The sequence below is a fragment of the Polaribacter sp. SA4-12 genome (assembly GCF_002163675.1).
Lineage (GTDB): Bacteria > Bacteroidota > Bacteroidia > Flavobacteriales > Flavobacteriaceae > Polaribacter.
The window spans coordinates 527,067-542,286 of record NZ_CP019334.1; the positions used below are offsets into that span (position 1 = coordinate 527,067).

Genomic DNA, 15,220 nt, shown 5'->3' on the forward strand with positions numbered 1-15,220 from the left:
GCGTCTAATGAAATTCACAGCAAAACAAATAGCAGATATTTTAGAAGGTGAAATTGTGGGAAACCCCAATGAAGAAGTTTCTAAATTATCTAAAATAGAAGAAGGAGAAAAAGGTTCATTAACCTTTCTTTCAAACCCGAAATACAACTCTTTTTTATACACTACAAATGCTTCAGTTGCTATAGTTAGCAATACTTTTCAGCCAGAAAAAGTAATTACTACAACTTTAATAAAAGTAGAAAACGCTTATGAAGCATTTTCTAAAATATTAGCGTTTTATAACGAAGTAAAGAATAATAAAACGGGTAGAGAAAATCCACATTTTATGTCAGATTCAGCAAAAATTGGCGAAAATGAATATATTGGTGCATTCTCATATATTGGTGAAAATGTAATTTTAGGAGATAATGTTAAAATTTATCCTAGTTCTTATATTGGAGACAATACAACTATTGGTGATAATTGTGTTATATTTTCTGGTGTTAAAATTTATTCAGAAACGAGTATCGGTCATAATTGTAAAATTCATTCAGGTGCCATCATTGGTTCTGACGGATTTGGATTTGCGCCAAGTGAAAATGGAGAATATACAGCAATACCACAGATTGGTAATGTAATTATTGAAGATAATGTAGATATAGGCTCTGCATGCACTATTGATAGAGCTACAATGGGATCTACCATTATAAGAAAAGGAGTTAAATTAGATAACCAAATACAAGTAGCCCATAATGTAGAAATAGGAAGTAATACTGTTATTGCTTCTCAAACCGGTATTGCTGGTTCTACAAAAATTGGTAAGAATTGTATGATAGGTGGTCAAGTAGGAATTTCAGGTCATTTAAAAATTGGAAATAATGTTAAAATACTTGCTCAAGCTGGTATTTCTAAAAGCATTAAAGATGATGAAATAGTGAACGGAACACCTGCTTTTAAAGTACAAGATTTTAATAAAAGTTATGTCTATTTTAAAAATTTACCTAAAATAGCATCAAAAATTAATAATATAGAAAAAGAGTTGAAGACTCAAAAACCAACAATAAATGAGTAAGAAACAAAAAACAATACAGAAAGAAGTTAGTTTATCTGGTGTAGGAATTCACACAGGTAGAACAGTAAATATGACCATAAAACCTGCACCTGTAAATCATGGTTTTGCTTTTAGTAGAATAGATTTAGAAGGATCACCAATTATAGGTGCAAAAGCAGAATATGTTGTAAATACACAGAGAGGAACAAATTTAGAGAAAAATGGTGTTCAAATTCAGACTTCAGAACATGTATTAGCTGCAGCTGTTGGTTTAGATATCGATAACCTTTTAATAGAACTAGATTCTTCTGAGCCACCAATTATGGATGGTTCTTCTAAATACTTTGTAGAAGCTTTAGAAAAAGCAGGAATTGAAGAACAAGATGCAGATATTGAAGAGTATGTTGTTAAAGAAATCATCTCATATAAAGATGAAGCTACTGGAAGCGAAATAATTTTAATGCCTTCAGATAAATATGAAGTAACAGCAATGGTAGATTTTGGAACAAAAATTCTAGGAACTCAGAATGCTACTTTAGATAAAATGTCTGATTTTAAAGACGAAATTGCAGACGCTAGAACTTTCAGTTTTTTACATGAAATTGAAATGCTTTTAGAAAACGACCTAATTAAAGGTGGTGATTTAAATAACGCTATTGTTTATGTAGACAAAGAATTGTCTTCTGGAACAATGGAAAAATTGAAAAAAGCATTTAAGAAAGACGATATTACTGTTAAACCAAATGGTATTTTAGATAACCTTACTTTACATTGGGCTAATGAAGCTGCTAGACATAAATTATTAGATGTAATTGGTGATTTAGCTTTAGTTGGAATTAGAATTAAAGGAAAAGTAATTGCAAATAAACCAGGACATTTAATTAATACTCAGTTTGCTAAAAAGTTAGCAAAAATTATTAAGACAGAAAAAAGAAATAATGTTCCTTCTTATGATTTGAATCAACCTCCATTATTGGACATTCATCAAATTATGGACATTCTTCCTCATAGACCACCGTTTTTATTGATTGATAGAATTTTAGAACTTTCTGACAAGCATGTTGTGGGTATGAAGAATGTGACAATGAATGAAAACTTTTTCGTTGGTCACTTTCCAGGTTCTCCAGTAATGCCAGGAGTTTTACAAGTTGAAGCAATGGCGCAGTGTGGTGGAGTTTTAGTACTAAATACAGTACCAGATCCAGAAAATTATCTAACTTATTTTATGAAGATGGATAAAGTAAAATTTAAGCAAAAAGTTTTACCTGGTGATACTATTATATTCAAATGTGAATTAATCACGCCAATTAGAAGAGGTATTTGTCATATGCAAGCGTATGCTTATGCAAACGGAAGAATAGTTGCAGAAGCTGAATTAATGGCACAAATTGCTAGAAAAAAATAAATTATGAATCAACCATTAGCGTATGTACATCCGCAAGCAAAAATAGCAAGAAACGTAGTAATTGAACCTTTTACTACAATTCATAACAACGTAACAATCGGTTCTGGAACATGGATTGGTTCTAATGTTACCATAATGGAAGGTGCAAAAATCGGTAAAAATTGTAGAATCTTTCCTGGAGCAGTTATTTCTGCAATTCCACAAGATTTAAAATATGATGATGAAGAAACTACTGTAGAAATTGGTGATAACGTTACAATTAGAGAATGTGTTACTATAAATAGAGGTACAACAGATAGAATGAAAACCAAAATTGGTGATAATTGTTTAATTATGGCCTATTGTCATGTTGCTCATGATACTTTTGTTGGAGATAATTGTATTTTTTCTAACAACACTACTTTAGCGGGGCATGTAACCATTGGAGACAATGTTGTTTTAGCAGGTATGGTTGCTGTACATCAATTTGCATCTGTTGGTAATCATGCATTTGTTACTGGAGGTTCTTTAGTAAGAAAAGATGTTCCACCATTTGTAAAAGCTGCAAGAGAGCCTTTATCTTATGTTGGTATTAACTCTGTAGGTTTAAGAAGAAGAGGATTTTCTACAGAAAAAATTAGAGAAATTCAGAATATATATAGAATTTTATTTCAAAAAAATTATAACAATTCCCAAGCAATTGATATCATTGAAGCAGAGATGGAGGCTACTCCAGAACGCGATGAAATCGTTCAATTTATTAAAGATTCGCATAGAGGAATTATGAAAGGATATTATAAAGCTAATTAAAAGATAAAAATGGCAACAACATCAGACATTAGAAACGGATTGTGTATTAAGTATAATAATGACATCTACAAAGTAATTGAATTCTTACATGTAAAGCCTGGAAAAGGCCCCGCTTTTGTAAGAACAAAATTAAAAAGTGTTACTAATGGAAAAGTAGTAGATAACACATTTCCTGCAGGTAGAAAAATTGAAGATATTCGTGTTGAAACTCATAAATTTCAATACTTATATAATGAAGGAGAAACGTATCATTTTATGAATCAAAAAGATTATTCTCAGATTCAATTAGAGAAAAATGTTTTAGATTCTCCAGAGTTAATGAAAGAAGGAGAAGTTGTAACCATTATTATCAACTCAGAAGATGAAATGCCTTTATCTGTAGAAATGCCAGCAAGTGTTATATTAGAAGTTACTCATACAGAACCTGGTGTTAAAGGAAATACTGCTACTAATGCAACAAAACCTGCAACTGTAGAAAGTGGAGCTACTGTAAATGTTCCTTTATTTATTAATGAAGGAGATAAAATTAAAGTAGAAACTACTAAGGGTACTTATCAAGAAAGAATTAAAGAGTAAAGAATAGTCTTTATAAAAGAGTCTTCAGATAAAATAAGTTCTGAAGGCTCTTTTATGAAAATTACCCATTGAAATATGAAATTTAACAAATCCCAAACACTTCAACAAATAGCAAAATTAATTAACACTGAATATATTGGTGATGCTGATTTTGAAATTTCAGGAATTAATGAAATTCATGTTGTAGAAAAAGGAGATATCGTTTTTGTCGATCATCCAAAATATTATGATAAAGCATTAAATTCTGCTGCAACTACAATATTAATCAACAAGAAAGTAGAATGCCCAGAAGGAAAGTCTTTATTAATTTCTGATGACCCTTTTCGTGATTTCAATAAAATAACAAATCATTTTAATCCTTTTATAACATCTAAAGTTAGCATTTCTGACTCTGCATTAATTGGAGAAAACACAATCATTCAACCAAATGTATTTATTGGAAATAATGTTTCAATTGGTAAAAACTGTGTAATTCATCCAAATGTAACTATTTATGACAATTCAGTAATTGGAAATAATGTTACCATTCATGCAAACACTGTTTTAGGAGCAGATGCTTTTTACTATAAAAACAGAGTAGAAGGATTTGATAAATTAATTTCAGGAGGAAGAGTTGTTTTAGAAGACAATGTAGATTTAGGTGCATCTTGTACAATTGATAAAGGTGTTTCTGGAGATACAACTATTGGAAAAGGTACAAAAATAGATAATCAAGTTCATGTTGGTCATGATACGAAAATCGGAAAAAAATGTTTAATAGCTTCACAAACAGGAATTGCTGGTTGTGTAATTATTGAAGATGAAGTAACAATTTGGGGACAAGTTGGTACAAATAGTGGAATTACAATAGGTAAGGGAGCTGTAATACTTGGTCAAACAGGAGTTACAAAATCTGTTGCAGGAGGAAAAAGTTATTTTGGAACTCCAGTATCAGAATCAAGAGAAAAATTAAAAGAAATGGCAGAAATAAAACGTTTTTTAAAAGATAGAAAGAATTCTTAAAATACTTTTTTAAAAACAATCAATAAACTATTTTTGCTTTACAACTAATATAAAAATCAAACCAATGAGTGTTTTAGTAAATAAAAATTCAAAAATTATAGTTCAAGGTTTTACAGGTAGTGAAGGTACTTTTCACGCTGGTCAAATGATTGATTATGGAACGAATGTTGTTGGAGGTGTAACTCCAGGAAAAGGAGGTCAAATACATTTAGGAAAACCAGTTTTTAATACAGTTTTAGAATCTGTAGAAAAAGTTGGAGCTGATACTTCTATAATATTTGTACCACCAGCTTTTGCTGCTGACGCAATTATGGAATCTGCAGATGCAGGAATTAAAGTAATTATTTGTATTACTGAAGGAATTCCTACTGCTGATATGGTAAAAGTGAAAGCATATATTGATAATAGAGATTGTAGATTAGTTGGACCTAACTGTCCAGGAGTAATTACTCCAGATGAAGCTAAAGTTGGTATTATGCCAGGTTTTATCTTCAAAAAAGGTAGAGTAGGTATCGTTTCTAAATCAGGAACATTAACATATGAAGCTGCTGATCAAGTTGTAAAACAAGGATATGGAATTACAACTGCAATTGGTATTGGTGGAGATCCAATTATTGGAACTACAACAAAAGAAGCTGTAGAGTTATTAATGAATGATGATGAAACAGAAGCAATTGTAATGATTGGTGAAATTGGTGGAAATCTAGAAGCAGAAGCTGCACAATGGATTAAAGCTGATGGAAACAGAAAGCCAGTTGTTGGTTTTATAGCAGGTCAAACTGCTCCAGCAGGAAGAACAATGGGGCATGCAGGTGCAATTGTTGGTGGTGCTGATGATACAGCACAAGCAAAAATGAAAATTTTAGCAGAAAATGGAATTCACGTTGTGAGTTCTCCAGCTAAAATTGGTGAAATGATTGCAAAAGTCTTAAAATAAGAAGACTTACATTAAAAAACTGTTAAAGTTTTATAATAAAATAGATTAAAATCCGTTGAATTCGTAAATTCAACGGATTTTCTATTTTAACCCAAATTTATAATTATGAAAAAAATTAAATTGCTATTTATTAGTTTTCTATTAGTTACAGCAGTAAGTTGTAAAACTGATACAAAAAAGAGTTATGAAGTTACTTCTAAGAAGGACACAAATGGATTAGCCTACGAAGCTGTAGAAAATGATCCAACAGGTTTACGTTTATATACTTTAGACAATGGTCTAAAAGTATATTTAAGTCAGAATTCTGATGAACCAAAAATTCAAACTTACATTGCCGTAAGAGCAGGTTCTAATTATGATCCTAAAGAATCTACAGGTTTAGCCCACTATTTAGAGCATATGGTTTTTAAAGGAACCCATAAAGTAGGTACTGCAGATTGGGAAACTGAAAAAACGTATTTAGACAAAATTTCGTCTTTATATGAACAACATAGAGCAGAAAAAGATGCTGACAAGAAATTAGCATTGTATAAAGAGATTGATAAAGTTTCTTTAGAGGCGTCTAATTATTCTATTGCCAATGAATATGATAAAATGACTGCTTCATTAGGAGCAACTGGTACAAACGCATATACTTGGTTTGAGCAAACAGTTTATACTAATAAAATTCCTGCAAATGAATTAGATAAATGGGTAAACTTAGAAGCAGAACGTTTTGGTACATTAGTTTTACGTTTATTTCACACAGAATTAGAAGCTGTTTTTGAAGAATTTAATCGTGGACAAGACAATGATTTTAGAAAACGTTATGCAGCAATGTTAGATGGTTTATTTCCTAATCATCCTTATGGACAACAAACTACAATTGGAACAGGAGATCATTTAAAGAATCCTTCAATGATTGATATTCATAATTATTTCAACAAATATTATGTGCCAAATAATATGGCAGTTGTTTTAGTTGGTGATTTTGAATTTGAACCAACAATCAAAAAAGTAAATGATGCTTTTGGTAAATTCGAAAGAAAAGAATTAACACATCCTACTTTACCTAAAGAAGAAAAAATTACTACACCAATTATAAATGAAGTATTTGGTCCAACATCAGAATCAATTTCTATAGCTTTTAGAGCTGAAGGTATAAATACAGATGAAGAAAAGTTTGTTACTCTTTGTGATATGATTATGGCAAATGGAAATGCTGGTATTATCGATTTAAATTTAAATCAGAAGCAATTAGTACAAAGAGCAAGTTGTTCTCCTACTTTTTTAAATGATTATGGATATCATTCTTTTACAGGTTCTCCAAAATCTGGTCAAACATTAGATGAAGTTAAAGAATTATTATTAGCTCAAATTGAAAAATTAAAAAATGGTGAGTTTGAAGATTGGATGATTGAGGCTGTTGTGAATGACTTAAAATTAAGTCAGACGAAACAATACGAAAGTAATTCAGCTTTAGCTGACACCTATGTGAATGCTTTTATTTATCAACAAGACTGGTCTAAAAGAGTTCAATTTTTAGATGATTTAAAGAAAATAACAAAAGAACAATTAGTTGCTTTTGCAAAGACTTTTTATCAAGATAACTATGTAGTAACCTACAAAAGAAAAGGGGAGGATACCAATATTGTAAAAGTAGCAAACCCAGGAATTACGCCAGTAAACTTAAACAGAGATAAGAGTTCAGAATATATAAAAGCATTCAACAAAAAGGAATCTGAATCTTTACAGCCAAAATTTATTGATTATAAAACTGCCATTAAAGAAACAAAAACGGATAATGGAATTAAAGTTTCTTACGTTTTAAATGAGAAAAATGATTTATTCGATATGAATATCATTTTTGACATGGGTAGTGATAATGATAAGAAATTAACGTTAGCGGCTGGATATTTAGAATACATTGGAACTGATAAATACACAAACGAAGAAATTAAAAAAGAGTTTTACAAATTAGGAATTTCTTATTATGTAAGTACTGCTAGCGATAAAACGTATGTTGGTTTAAACGGATTGAAAGAAAACTTACCAAAAGGATTAGAGTTATTAGAACATCTTTGGGATAATGCTAAAGCGGATAAAGATGCTTATAACAAATATGTAGAAAAAATTTACAAAGGGCGTCAAGATGGAAAAACTCAAAAAGGAAATATTCTTTGGAATGGTCTAATGAATTATGGTAAATATGGTGAAGATTCTCCTTTAAGAGACATCATGCAAATTGATGAATTAAAAGCGATAAATCCAGAAGAATTAGTTGCTCTGATAAAAGATATGAAGAATTACAAACAACGTATTTTCTATTATGGTAAAGATGTTGATGCAGCAGTAGCTTCATTAAATACAAATCATAAAGTATATGGAGATTTAAAAGAATATCCTGTTGCAAAAGAATATAAAGAATCTGAAACAGGAGGAAATGTATTCTTTACAAATTATGATATGGTACAAACTGAATTGATGTTTTTAGCAAAAGGAGAACCTTTTAAACCAGAAAATATGGCAGCTTCAACATTGTTCAATACGTATTTTGGAAGTGGTTTATCATCAATTGTATTTCAAGAAATTAGAGAATCTAAATCTTTAGCATATTCAGCATTTGCTGCTTATAGAGGAGCTTCTAAAAAAGATTCACCTAATTATGTGATGGCTTATGTTGGTACACAAGCTAACAAATTAGAGCAAGCTGTAGATGCAATGATGGAATTAATGAATAATATGCCAGAAGCTGAAAAACAATTTAATGCAGCAAAAGAAGCAACTTTAAAGAAATTAGCAGCTCAAAGAATTACAAAATCTAATATCTTTTGGTCTTATGAAAGATTACAAAAATTAGGAATTGATAATGATAATAGAGAAGCAATGTACAATACCATTAAAGGAATGACAATGGAAGATTTAAAGGCATTTTTCAATAAAAACATTAAAGGAGAATCTTATAATGTAATGGTAATTGGTAATAAGAAAGATTTAAATGTTGAGTCATTACAAAAACTAGGAAAAATAAAAGAATTAGACATCGATTATTTATTCAATTATGTAGACAAAAAAGAAGTAAAACTATAAGTTTTAGTTTTTTAGATATTAAAAACTCGTAAGACAAATTTGTTTTACGAGTTTTTTTATTTTAGTATATTTGCACCTCGAAAAACAACCAAAAAACATGAAATTATTAGAAAATAAATCAGCAATTATAACAGGAGCTACAAGAGGTATAGGTCGTGGAATTGCTATTGAATTTGCTAAGCAAGGAGCAAATGTGGCTTTTACATATAGTTCATCTGTTGATGCTGCTAATGCTTTAGAAGAAGAATTAAAAACTTTTGGAGTATCAGCTAAAGGATATCAATCTAATGCAGCAAATTTTGATGCTGCTCAAGAATTAGCAAAAGAAGTTTTAAAAGAATTTGGTGCTATTGATATTTTAGTAAATAATGCAGGTATAACAAAAGACAATTTGTTAATGCGTATTTCTGAAGATGATTTTGATAAAGTAATAGAAGTAAACTTAAAGTCTGTATTTAATTTAACCAAAGCAGTGATTCGTCCGATGATGAAACAACGAAAAGGTTCTATTATTAATATGAGTTCTGTAGTTGGTTTAAAAGGTAATGCTGGTCAATCTAACTATGCTGCATCAAAAGCTGGTATTGTTGGGTTTTCTAAATCAGTTGCTTTAGAATTAGGTTCTAGAAATATTAGAAGTAACGTAGTTGCTCCTGGTTTTATAGAAACTGAAATGACTGCAAAATTAGATGAAGCGACTGTACAAAGTTGGAGAGATGGAATTCCTTTAAAAAGAGGAGGGCAGCCAATTGATATTGCAAATGCATGTGTCTTTTTAGCTTCAGACATGTCTGCTTACATTACAGGTCAAACTTTATCTGTAGATGGAGGAATGTTAACATAGTAATATGCTAAATATATTTATAAAAAAAAGAACCTACATTTTGTAGGTTCTTTTTTGTTTGATATTATTAGTAAGACATTTTTACTATTTCTTCAACTTTTTCTGGAGTTATAGATTTATGTTCACCTAAACCTGTCCAACCTCTTTCTTTAAAACGATTTGCAATTGTTTCTGCTGTTCCTTCATATTCTGAAGTATAATCAGATAATTTAGTGTCAATTCCTAAACCTTTATAAAAGCTTTCAGTTTTTTCAATTCCAATTCTAGCTTTCTCTTCTAAAGTTCCTTCAGTTACATTCCAGATTCTTTCTGCATATTGAGCTAATTTATCTTTCTTAGTTTCAAAATTATACTCATAATGACTTGGTGCAATAATAGCTAACGTTCTTGCATGATCAATTCCATAAAGTGCAGTTAATTCATGTCCGATTGCATGAACTGCCCAATCTGTAGGTACACCTTGCATTAATAATCCATTTAAGGCCATTGTACAAGACCACATATAATTAGAAATAGCTTCATAATCTGTTGGATCTTTTAAAACCTTAGGAGCAACTTCTAATAAAGTTTGTAATACACTTTCTGCAAAACGATCTTGTAACAATGCTCCAACTGAATAAGTCATATATTGTTCTAACACATGTGTAAATGCATCTGCAATTCCGTTTGCTAATTGTCTTTGTGGAATAGAAGAAATAACTCTAGGATCTAAAATTGAAAATTGAGGAAACAATCCTGGACCACCCATTCCTAATTTCTCTTTCGTTTCTCTTCTAGTAATTACTGCTCCAGAATTCATTTCAGAACCTGTTGCAGGTAAAGTTAATACCGTTCCAAAAGGCATACCTACTTCTGTTCTAATACTGTTTTTAAGAATATCCCAAGGTGTATCACCTGTATAAAGAGCAGCAGCAGATAAAAATTTTGTTCCATCAATTACAGAACCACCACCAACAGCTAACAAATAATTAATGTCGTTGTCTTTAATTACTTGTAAAGCTTCTAATAGAACTTCATATTCAGGATTTGCAGGAATTCCGCCAAACTCTGTAATAGAATACTCTTTTAAAGCGTCTTTAACTTGATTATAAACTCCATTCTTTTTGATACTTCCCCCACCATAAAGTAGAAGTACATTTGCATCTTTAGGAATTTCATCTGCTACATTAGCAATAGTTTCTTTTCCAAAAATGATTTTTACCGGGTTTTTAAATTGAAAATTATTCATTTTTATTTTTTTATTCTTGATTTGTATTTTTATTTATTTTGATAATTTAATAGCATCCCATGCTGCATTGTAAGCTTCATTTATATCTGAAGTCTGAATTGTATAAATACCTTGTTGTTGCATTATTAATAATGTTGATATTGGATTGATGGCATATGCGAAGAGCAAATAATTTGAAATTGGTTTTATAATTCCTTCCTCTTTTCCACGTTGCCAAAGGTCGAGTAGGGGTTGCAAATGTGTTATTCCCTCTTTTCTGATTTTTTTATCAATAATAGGATTAAAATCACAATGCATTAAAAACATCGCTTCTTTACATTGATCTAATTTAAAAAACGAAATTCTTCTCCAAATAAGTTCAAAACCTCCTTCAACAGTCATTTCTTCTTCATAAGTTTCAAAAATATATCTTGTGAATATCTCTTTAACTTCTATAAAAACTTTGTTAATTAAATCTTGTTTGTTTTCAAAATAGAGATAGATTGTAGCAGGAGAAACACCCGCCATTTTTGCGATTTTTGACATAGGTGAATTATGAAAACCATCTTCATTTACTAATTGAATAGTTGCATCAACCAATGCTTGTCGCTTTATAATACTCTTTGCTAATTTCAATACTATCTATTTAGAGTGCAAATGTAATATAAAAAAGAATGAACATTCATTTTTATACGTTAAAATAATCTAAACAAAACGAAAGAGGAGTAAAGATTATGAATACAGAATTAAAAAGACACCTAACAAAATACCAACAAGAGGAACTAGTTTTTTACGTTTGTTTTGTTCTTTAAAAATTAAACCACCAACAACAACAGCAATTAATATCTGACTTCTTTTAATAGCAGACAATAACATGATTAACGCATCAGGATCTTGTAATGCTTTAAAATAAAAATAATCTGCAGTTTGTAATAATATTCCAACAACAGGAATAGACCATCTAAATTTAAAAGCTTTCCTTTTTACTGAATAAGGAAACCAGGTAATCGATAAGATTATTAATAAGATAAGAACAGTATAAAAACAAAACCAAAATTGTAGTGTTTGTGGATTTAAAATTAAACTCTGAATTAAAAATTTATCATACAAACCACTAGAAGCACCTAAAAAAGTAGCTCCTATAATAGCAAATATCCATTTATTTTTTTTGAAAATAATTCCTTCTTTTTTTCCAATTCTAGAATATAATAATACTGATAAAATGATCAAAAAGAAACCAATCCATTGATAAAAATTAGGTTTCTCATGATAGATAAAAATAGCACCTATAAAGGTGAAAAAAGGTCCTGCAGAACGAATTGGAGTTACAATTGTTATAGGTAAATGTTTTAATGCTTGATAAGCTAAAACCCAAGAAGAAGCCATTATCATAGATTTTATAATTATAAAACCATGAGTTCCCCAAGAAATATCTGTAACATAAAAACCTATTTTCTGCATATATTCTGGATAAAAAACAGATCCTAAGTAGAAGGGTAATAAGAGTAAAAAACCGGCAGAAATAGTTCCGAATAAAACAGGAAAAACTTCATTGCCTTGTACAGCATGTTTTTTACATAAATTGTGTAATCCTAAAAATAAAGCCGCTAAAAGTCCTAAGTACATCCACATAATGCGCGCGAAGATAATAGAATGGAAAAAACTAAATAGTAAAAGGTTGGAAAAATGTAAAACTTAGTTTTTTAAACTATAATTCTTCCTTTTTCATCAGCTATAATCTTTCTAAATTATAGATCAATAAAATATATTTTAATAGAAAATAATAAAATACTTTGTATCAAAAAATGCATTAAAAGAAAACATTAATCACTGGTAATAAACCACTTAATTATAACATGTATCAAAGCAAAATGAACGATTTTAAAAATTTACATCGATATAGTTATCTGTTAAGTTGATATGATATCTATCATATAATAAAATAGAGTTCTGTCCTAAATTTGTTGAAAAATAAACATTAAGATATGAACATTTCACACATAGAACATTTAGGTATTGCAGTTGAGAATTTAGACGAATCAATTAAATATTATGAAGAAGTTTTAGGTTTAAAATGCTACTCTGTAGAAGAAGTTGCAGATCAAAAAGTAAAAACAGCTTTTTTTATGGTAGGTGGTACTAAAATTGAATTATTAGAAAGTACATCTCCAGATGGACCAATAGGTAAATTTATTGAGAAAAAAGGACAAGGTATTCATCATATTGCATTTGCTGTTGACAATGCTACTGAAGCATTAAAGACTGCAGAAGAAAGAGGTGTTAGACTTGTTGATAAAGTTTCTAGAAAAGGAGCAGAAGGATTAGACATTGGTTTTTTACACCCAAAATCAACTTTAGGAGTTCTTACAGAGCTTTGTTCTAAAGAAAAATAATTTTTTTATAGTTAAAAAATATTGACCAGTAAAAACACTTTAGTTTATGGCAAACCAAGATAAAATTAATGAGCTTATTGAAAAAAGAGCTCAAGCTAAGTTAGGTGGTGGAGAAAAACGTATTGATTCGCAACATGCAAAAGGTAAGTTAACAGCAAGAGAACGTATTGATATTCTTTTAGATGAAGATAGTTTTGAAGAGTTTGACATGTTTGTTACTCACAGAACAAAATCTTTCGGCTTAGACAAACAAATTTATCTTTCTGATGGTGTTGTAACTGGTCACGGAACAATTGATGGTAGAATAGTGTATCTTTTTGCTCAAGATTTTACCGTTTTTGGAGGTTCGTTATCTGAAACTTATGCATTAAAAATTTGTAAAGTAATGGATATGGCCATGAAGATTGGTGTTCCATTAATTGGACTAAATGATTCTGGTGGAGCTCGTATTCAAGAAGGTGTAAGATCATTAGCTGGTTATGCTGAGATTTTTCAACGAAATATTATGGCTTCAGGGGTTATTCCTCAAATTTCTTCAATATTAGGACCTTGTGCAGGTGGAGCAGTTTATTCTCCGGCTTTAACAGATTTTACTATTATGACAGAAAACACAAGTTATATGTTTGTTACTGGGCCAAAAGTAGTAAAAACAGTAACTGGTGAAGTAGTAACAGCAGAACAACTTGGAGGAGCTAAAATTCATTCAACTAGATCAGGTGTTTCTCATTTCTTAGCAAAAGATGACGAAGAAAATCTATTATTAGTTCGTAAGTTATTAAGTTACTTGCCTTCTAATAACTTAGAAGAAGCTCCAATGCTTAAATGTAATGATCCTATTGATAGATTAGAGGATTCTTTAAATGAAATTATTCCTGAAAACCCAAATCAACCTTATGATATTGTTGATGTAATATCAACACTTGCTGATAATAGCGAATTCACTGAAGTTCACAGAAATTATGCAAGAAATATTTGTGTAGGTTTTGCAAGATTTAATGGTCGTCCTGTCGGTATTGTTGCCAATCAACCAAAATATTATGCTGGTGTTTTAGATATTGATGCTTCAAGAAAAGCTGCAAGATTTGTTCGTTTTTGTGATGCTTTCAATATTCCAATTGTAACACTTGTTGATGTACCAGGTTTTTTACCAGGAACAGGTCAAGAATATGGTGGAATTATTTTACACGGAGCAAAACTATTATTTGCTTATGGTGAAGCTACAGTGCCAAAAGTAACGATTACTTTACGTAAATCTTATGGTGGTGCTCACGATGTAATGAGCTGTAAACAATTAAGAGGTGATGTAAATTATGCATGGCCAACTGCAGAAATTGCAGTAATGGGAGCTAAAGGTGCTGTTGAAGTTTTAGAAGGATCTAATATTAGAAAAATTGAAGATGCTACTGAAAAACAAGATTATATTCAGAAAAAAGAGGATGAGTACACTCAAAAATTTGCAAATCCTTATCAAGCAGCAAAATATGGGTTTATTGATGATGTAATTGAGCCAAGAAATACACGTTTCAGAATTATTAGAGCGCTAGAGTTACTTCAAAATAAAAAAGATGTAAATCCTCCAAAAAAACACTCAAATATTCCATTATAATGATATATCTAACTGCAAATCCAGACATAATAAGTGAAGGTTATGTTATTTTAATTACTGGATTACTAATTGTTTTTAGTGCTTTAGTAACACTCGCACTTTTCTTTAATTATGGATTACCTGTAATGCTTTATGTATATAAAGTAATTACAAAAAGAAAAGATAAAAAAGTTAGCGAAATTAAAGTAAAAAGAGATAGTGATTTTACGGGAGAAATTGCTGCGGCAATTGGTGCTACAGTTCATATGTATATGAGTGAACAACATGACCACGAAAGCGCAATTTTAACCATTAAACAAGTTAAAAAAGCATATTCACCTTGGAGCTCTAAAATTTACGGAATTCAAAATAGATTATAACAA

At 30.2% G+C, this 15,220-nt stretch carries 14 protein-coding genes; 11 read left to right on the top strand and 3 right to left on the bottom strand.

All coding sequences use genetic code 11. The features are described 5' to 3' along the window. The first annotated feature begins 7 nt into the window (after positions 1-7). The 8 genes from lpxD (at position 8) to fabG (ending at position 9,652) form a co-directional block, all read left to right on the top strand. Positions 8-1,051, top strand: a complete 1,044-nt coding sequence (gene lpxD, locus BTO07_RS02425; protein WP_087519716.1) for a UDP-3-O-(3-hydroxymyristoyl)glucosamine N-acyltransferase — start codon at positions 8-10, stop codon at positions 1,049-1,051. Beyond that, on the top strand, positions 1,044-2,435 hold the full coding sequence (locus tag BTO07_RS02430; RefSeq protein WP_087519717.1) for a bifunctional UDP-3-O-[3-hydroxymyristoyl] N-acetylglucosamine deacetylase/3-hydroxyacyl-ACP dehydratase: 1,392 nt from the start codon (positions 1,044-1,046) through the stop codon (positions 2,433-2,435). Before lpxD ends, BTO07_RS02430 begins: the two co-directional genes overlap by 8 nt. A 3-nt stretch (positions 2,436-2,438) precedes the next feature. After that, positions 2,439-3,224: an acyl-ACP--UDP-N-acetylglucosamine O-acyltransferase gene (gene lpxA, locus BTO07_RS02435; protein WP_087519718.1), complete on the top strand. Its 786-nt coding sequence runs from the start codon at positions 2,439-2,441 to the stop codon at positions 3,222-3,224. Between the two features lie 9 nt (positions 3,225-3,233). Beyond that, on the top strand, positions 3,234-3,800 hold the full coding sequence (gene efp, locus BTO07_RS02440; RefSeq protein WP_087519719.1) for an elongation factor P: 567 nt from the start codon (positions 3,234-3,236) through the stop codon (positions 3,798-3,800). Positions 3,801-3,875: 75 nt separating this feature from the next. Beyond that, positions 3,876-4,802: a UDP-3-O-(3-hydroxymyristoyl)glucosamine N-acyltransferase gene (locus BTO07_RS02445; RefSeq protein ID WP_087519720.1), complete on the top strand. Its 927-nt coding sequence runs from the start codon at positions 3,876-3,878 to the stop codon at positions 4,800-4,802. 64 nt (positions 4,803-4,866) lie between these two features. After that, on the top strand, positions 4,867-5,739 hold the full coding sequence (gene sucD, locus BTO07_RS02450) for a succinate--CoA ligase subunit alpha (RefSeq protein ID WP_087519721.1): 873 nt from the start codon (positions 4,867-4,869) through the stop codon (positions 5,737-5,739). Between the two features lie 105 nt (positions 5,740-5,844). After that, the gene (locus BTO07_RS02455) at positions 5,845-8,808 is read left to right on the top strand and encodes a M16 family metallopeptidase (protein WP_087519722.1); all 2,964 of its coding nucleotides are present in this window, start codon (positions 5,845-5,847) and stop codon (positions 8,806-8,808) included. Between the two features lie 97 nt (positions 8,809-8,905). Further along, the gene (gene fabG / locus BTO07_RS02460; protein WP_087519723.1) at positions 8,906-9,652 is read left to right on the top strand and encodes a 3-oxoacyl-[acyl-carrier-protein] reductase; all 747 of its coding nucleotides are present in this window, start codon (positions 8,906-8,908) and stop codon (positions 9,650-9,652) included. Positions 9,653-9,719: 67 nt separating this feature from the next. Here fabG and BTO07_RS02465 read toward each other — a convergent pair whose 3' ends face one another. The 3 genes from BTO07_RS02465 to BTO07_RS02475 all read right to left on the bottom strand — a co-directional run bounded on the left by BTO07_RS02465 (position 9,720) and on the right by BTO07_RS02475 (position 12,491). After that, positions 9,720-10,880: an iron-containing alcohol dehydrogenase gene (locus BTO07_RS02465; RefSeq protein ID WP_087519724.1), complete on the bottom strand. Its 1,161-nt coding sequence runs from the start codon at positions 10,878-10,880 to the stop codon at positions 9,720-9,722. A gap of 33 nt (positions 10,881-10,913) precedes the next feature. Further along, positions 10,914-11,495, bottom strand: a complete 582-nt coding sequence (locus tag BTO07_RS02470; RefSeq protein ID WP_335682124.1) for a TetR/AcrR family transcriptional regulator — start codon at positions 11,493-11,495, stop codon at positions 10,914-10,916. Positions 11,496-11,591: 96 nt separating this feature from the next. After that, positions 11,592-12,491 (bottom strand): DMT family transporter, encoded by a 900-nt coding sequence (locus tag BTO07_RS02475; protein ID WP_087519726.1) that lies wholly within the window; start codon positions 12,489-12,491, stop codon positions 11,592-11,594. 353 nt (positions 12,492-12,844) lie between these two features. On the opposite strand from BTO07_RS02475, the gene mce reads away from it, so the two are divergent. The 3 genes from mce to BTO07_RS02490 are packed head-to-tail and all read left to right on the top strand — an operon-like array spanning position 12,845 to position 15,217. After that, positions 12,845-13,252, top strand: a complete 408-nt coding sequence (gene mce, locus BTO07_RS02480) for a methylmalonyl-CoA epimerase (protein ID WP_087519727.1) — start codon at positions 12,845-12,847, stop codon at positions 13,250-13,252. Between the two features lie 46 nt (positions 13,253-13,298). Then, positions 13,299-14,858, top strand: coding sequence for an acyl-CoA carboxylase subunit beta (locus tag BTO07_RS02485; RefSeq protein ID WP_087519728.1), 1,560 nt, complete (start codon positions 13,299-13,301; stop codon positions 14,856-14,858). Further along, positions 14,858-15,217 (top strand): OadG family protein, encoded by a 360-nt coding sequence (locus BTO07_RS02490; RefSeq protein WP_087519729.1) that lies wholly within the window; start codon positions 14,858-14,860, stop codon positions 15,215-15,217. Before BTO07_RS02485 ends, BTO07_RS02490 begins: the two co-directional genes overlap by 1 nt. Positions 15,218-15,220: the final 3 nt, after the last annotated feature.

Excerpts from the sequence above, each read along its gene's own strand:
- BTO07_RS02485 (WP_087519728.1), top strand. The coding sequence starts at position 13,299 with ATGGCAAACCAAGATAAAATTAATGAGCTTATTGAAAAAAGAGCTCAA.
- BTO07_RS02475 (WP_087519726.1), bottom strand. The coding sequence starts at position 12,491 with ATGTGGATGTACTTAGGACTTTTAGCGGCTTTATTTTTAGGATTACAC.
- mce (WP_087519727.1), top strand. The coding sequence starts at position 12,845 with ATGAACATTTCACACATAGAACATTTAGGTATTGCAGTTGAGAATTTA.
- lpxD (WP_087519716.1), top strand. The coding sequence starts at position 8 with ATGAAATTCACAGCAAAACAAATAGCAGATATTTTAGAAGGTGAAATT.
- lpxA (WP_087519718.1), top strand. The coding sequence starts at position 2,439 with ATGAATCAACCATTAGCGTATGTACATCCGCAAGCAAAAATAGCAAGA.
- BTO07_RS02445 (WP_087519720.1), top strand. The coding sequence starts at position 3,876 with ATGAAATTTAACAAATCCCAAACACTTCAACAAATAGCAAAATTAATT.
- BTO07_RS02465 (WP_087519724.1), bottom strand. The coding sequence starts at position 10,880 with ATGAATAATTTTCAATTTAAAAACCCGGTAAAAATCATTTTTGGAAAA.
- fabG (WP_087519723.1), top strand. The coding sequence starts at position 8,906 with ATGAAATTATTAGAAAATAAATCAGCAATTATAACAGGAGCTACAAGA.
- BTO07_RS02430 (WP_087519717.1), top strand. The coding sequence starts at position 1,044 with ATGAGTAAGAAACAAAAAACAATACAGAAAGAAGTTAGTTTATCTGGT.
- BTO07_RS02490 (WP_087519729.1), top strand. The coding sequence starts at position 14,858 with ATGATATATCTAACTGCAAATCCAGACATAATAAGTGAAGGTTATGTT.
- efp (WP_087519719.1), top strand. The coding sequence starts at position 3,234 with ATGGCAACAACATCAGACATTAGAAACGGATTGTGTATTAAGTATAAT.
- sucD (WP_087519721.1), top strand. The coding sequence starts at position 4,867 with ATGAGTGTTTTAGTAAATAAAAATTCAAAAATTATAGTTCAAGGTTTT.
- BTO07_RS02455 (WP_087519722.1), top strand. The coding sequence starts at position 5,845 with ATGAAAAAAATTAAATTGCTATTTATTAGTTTTCTATTAGTTACAGCA.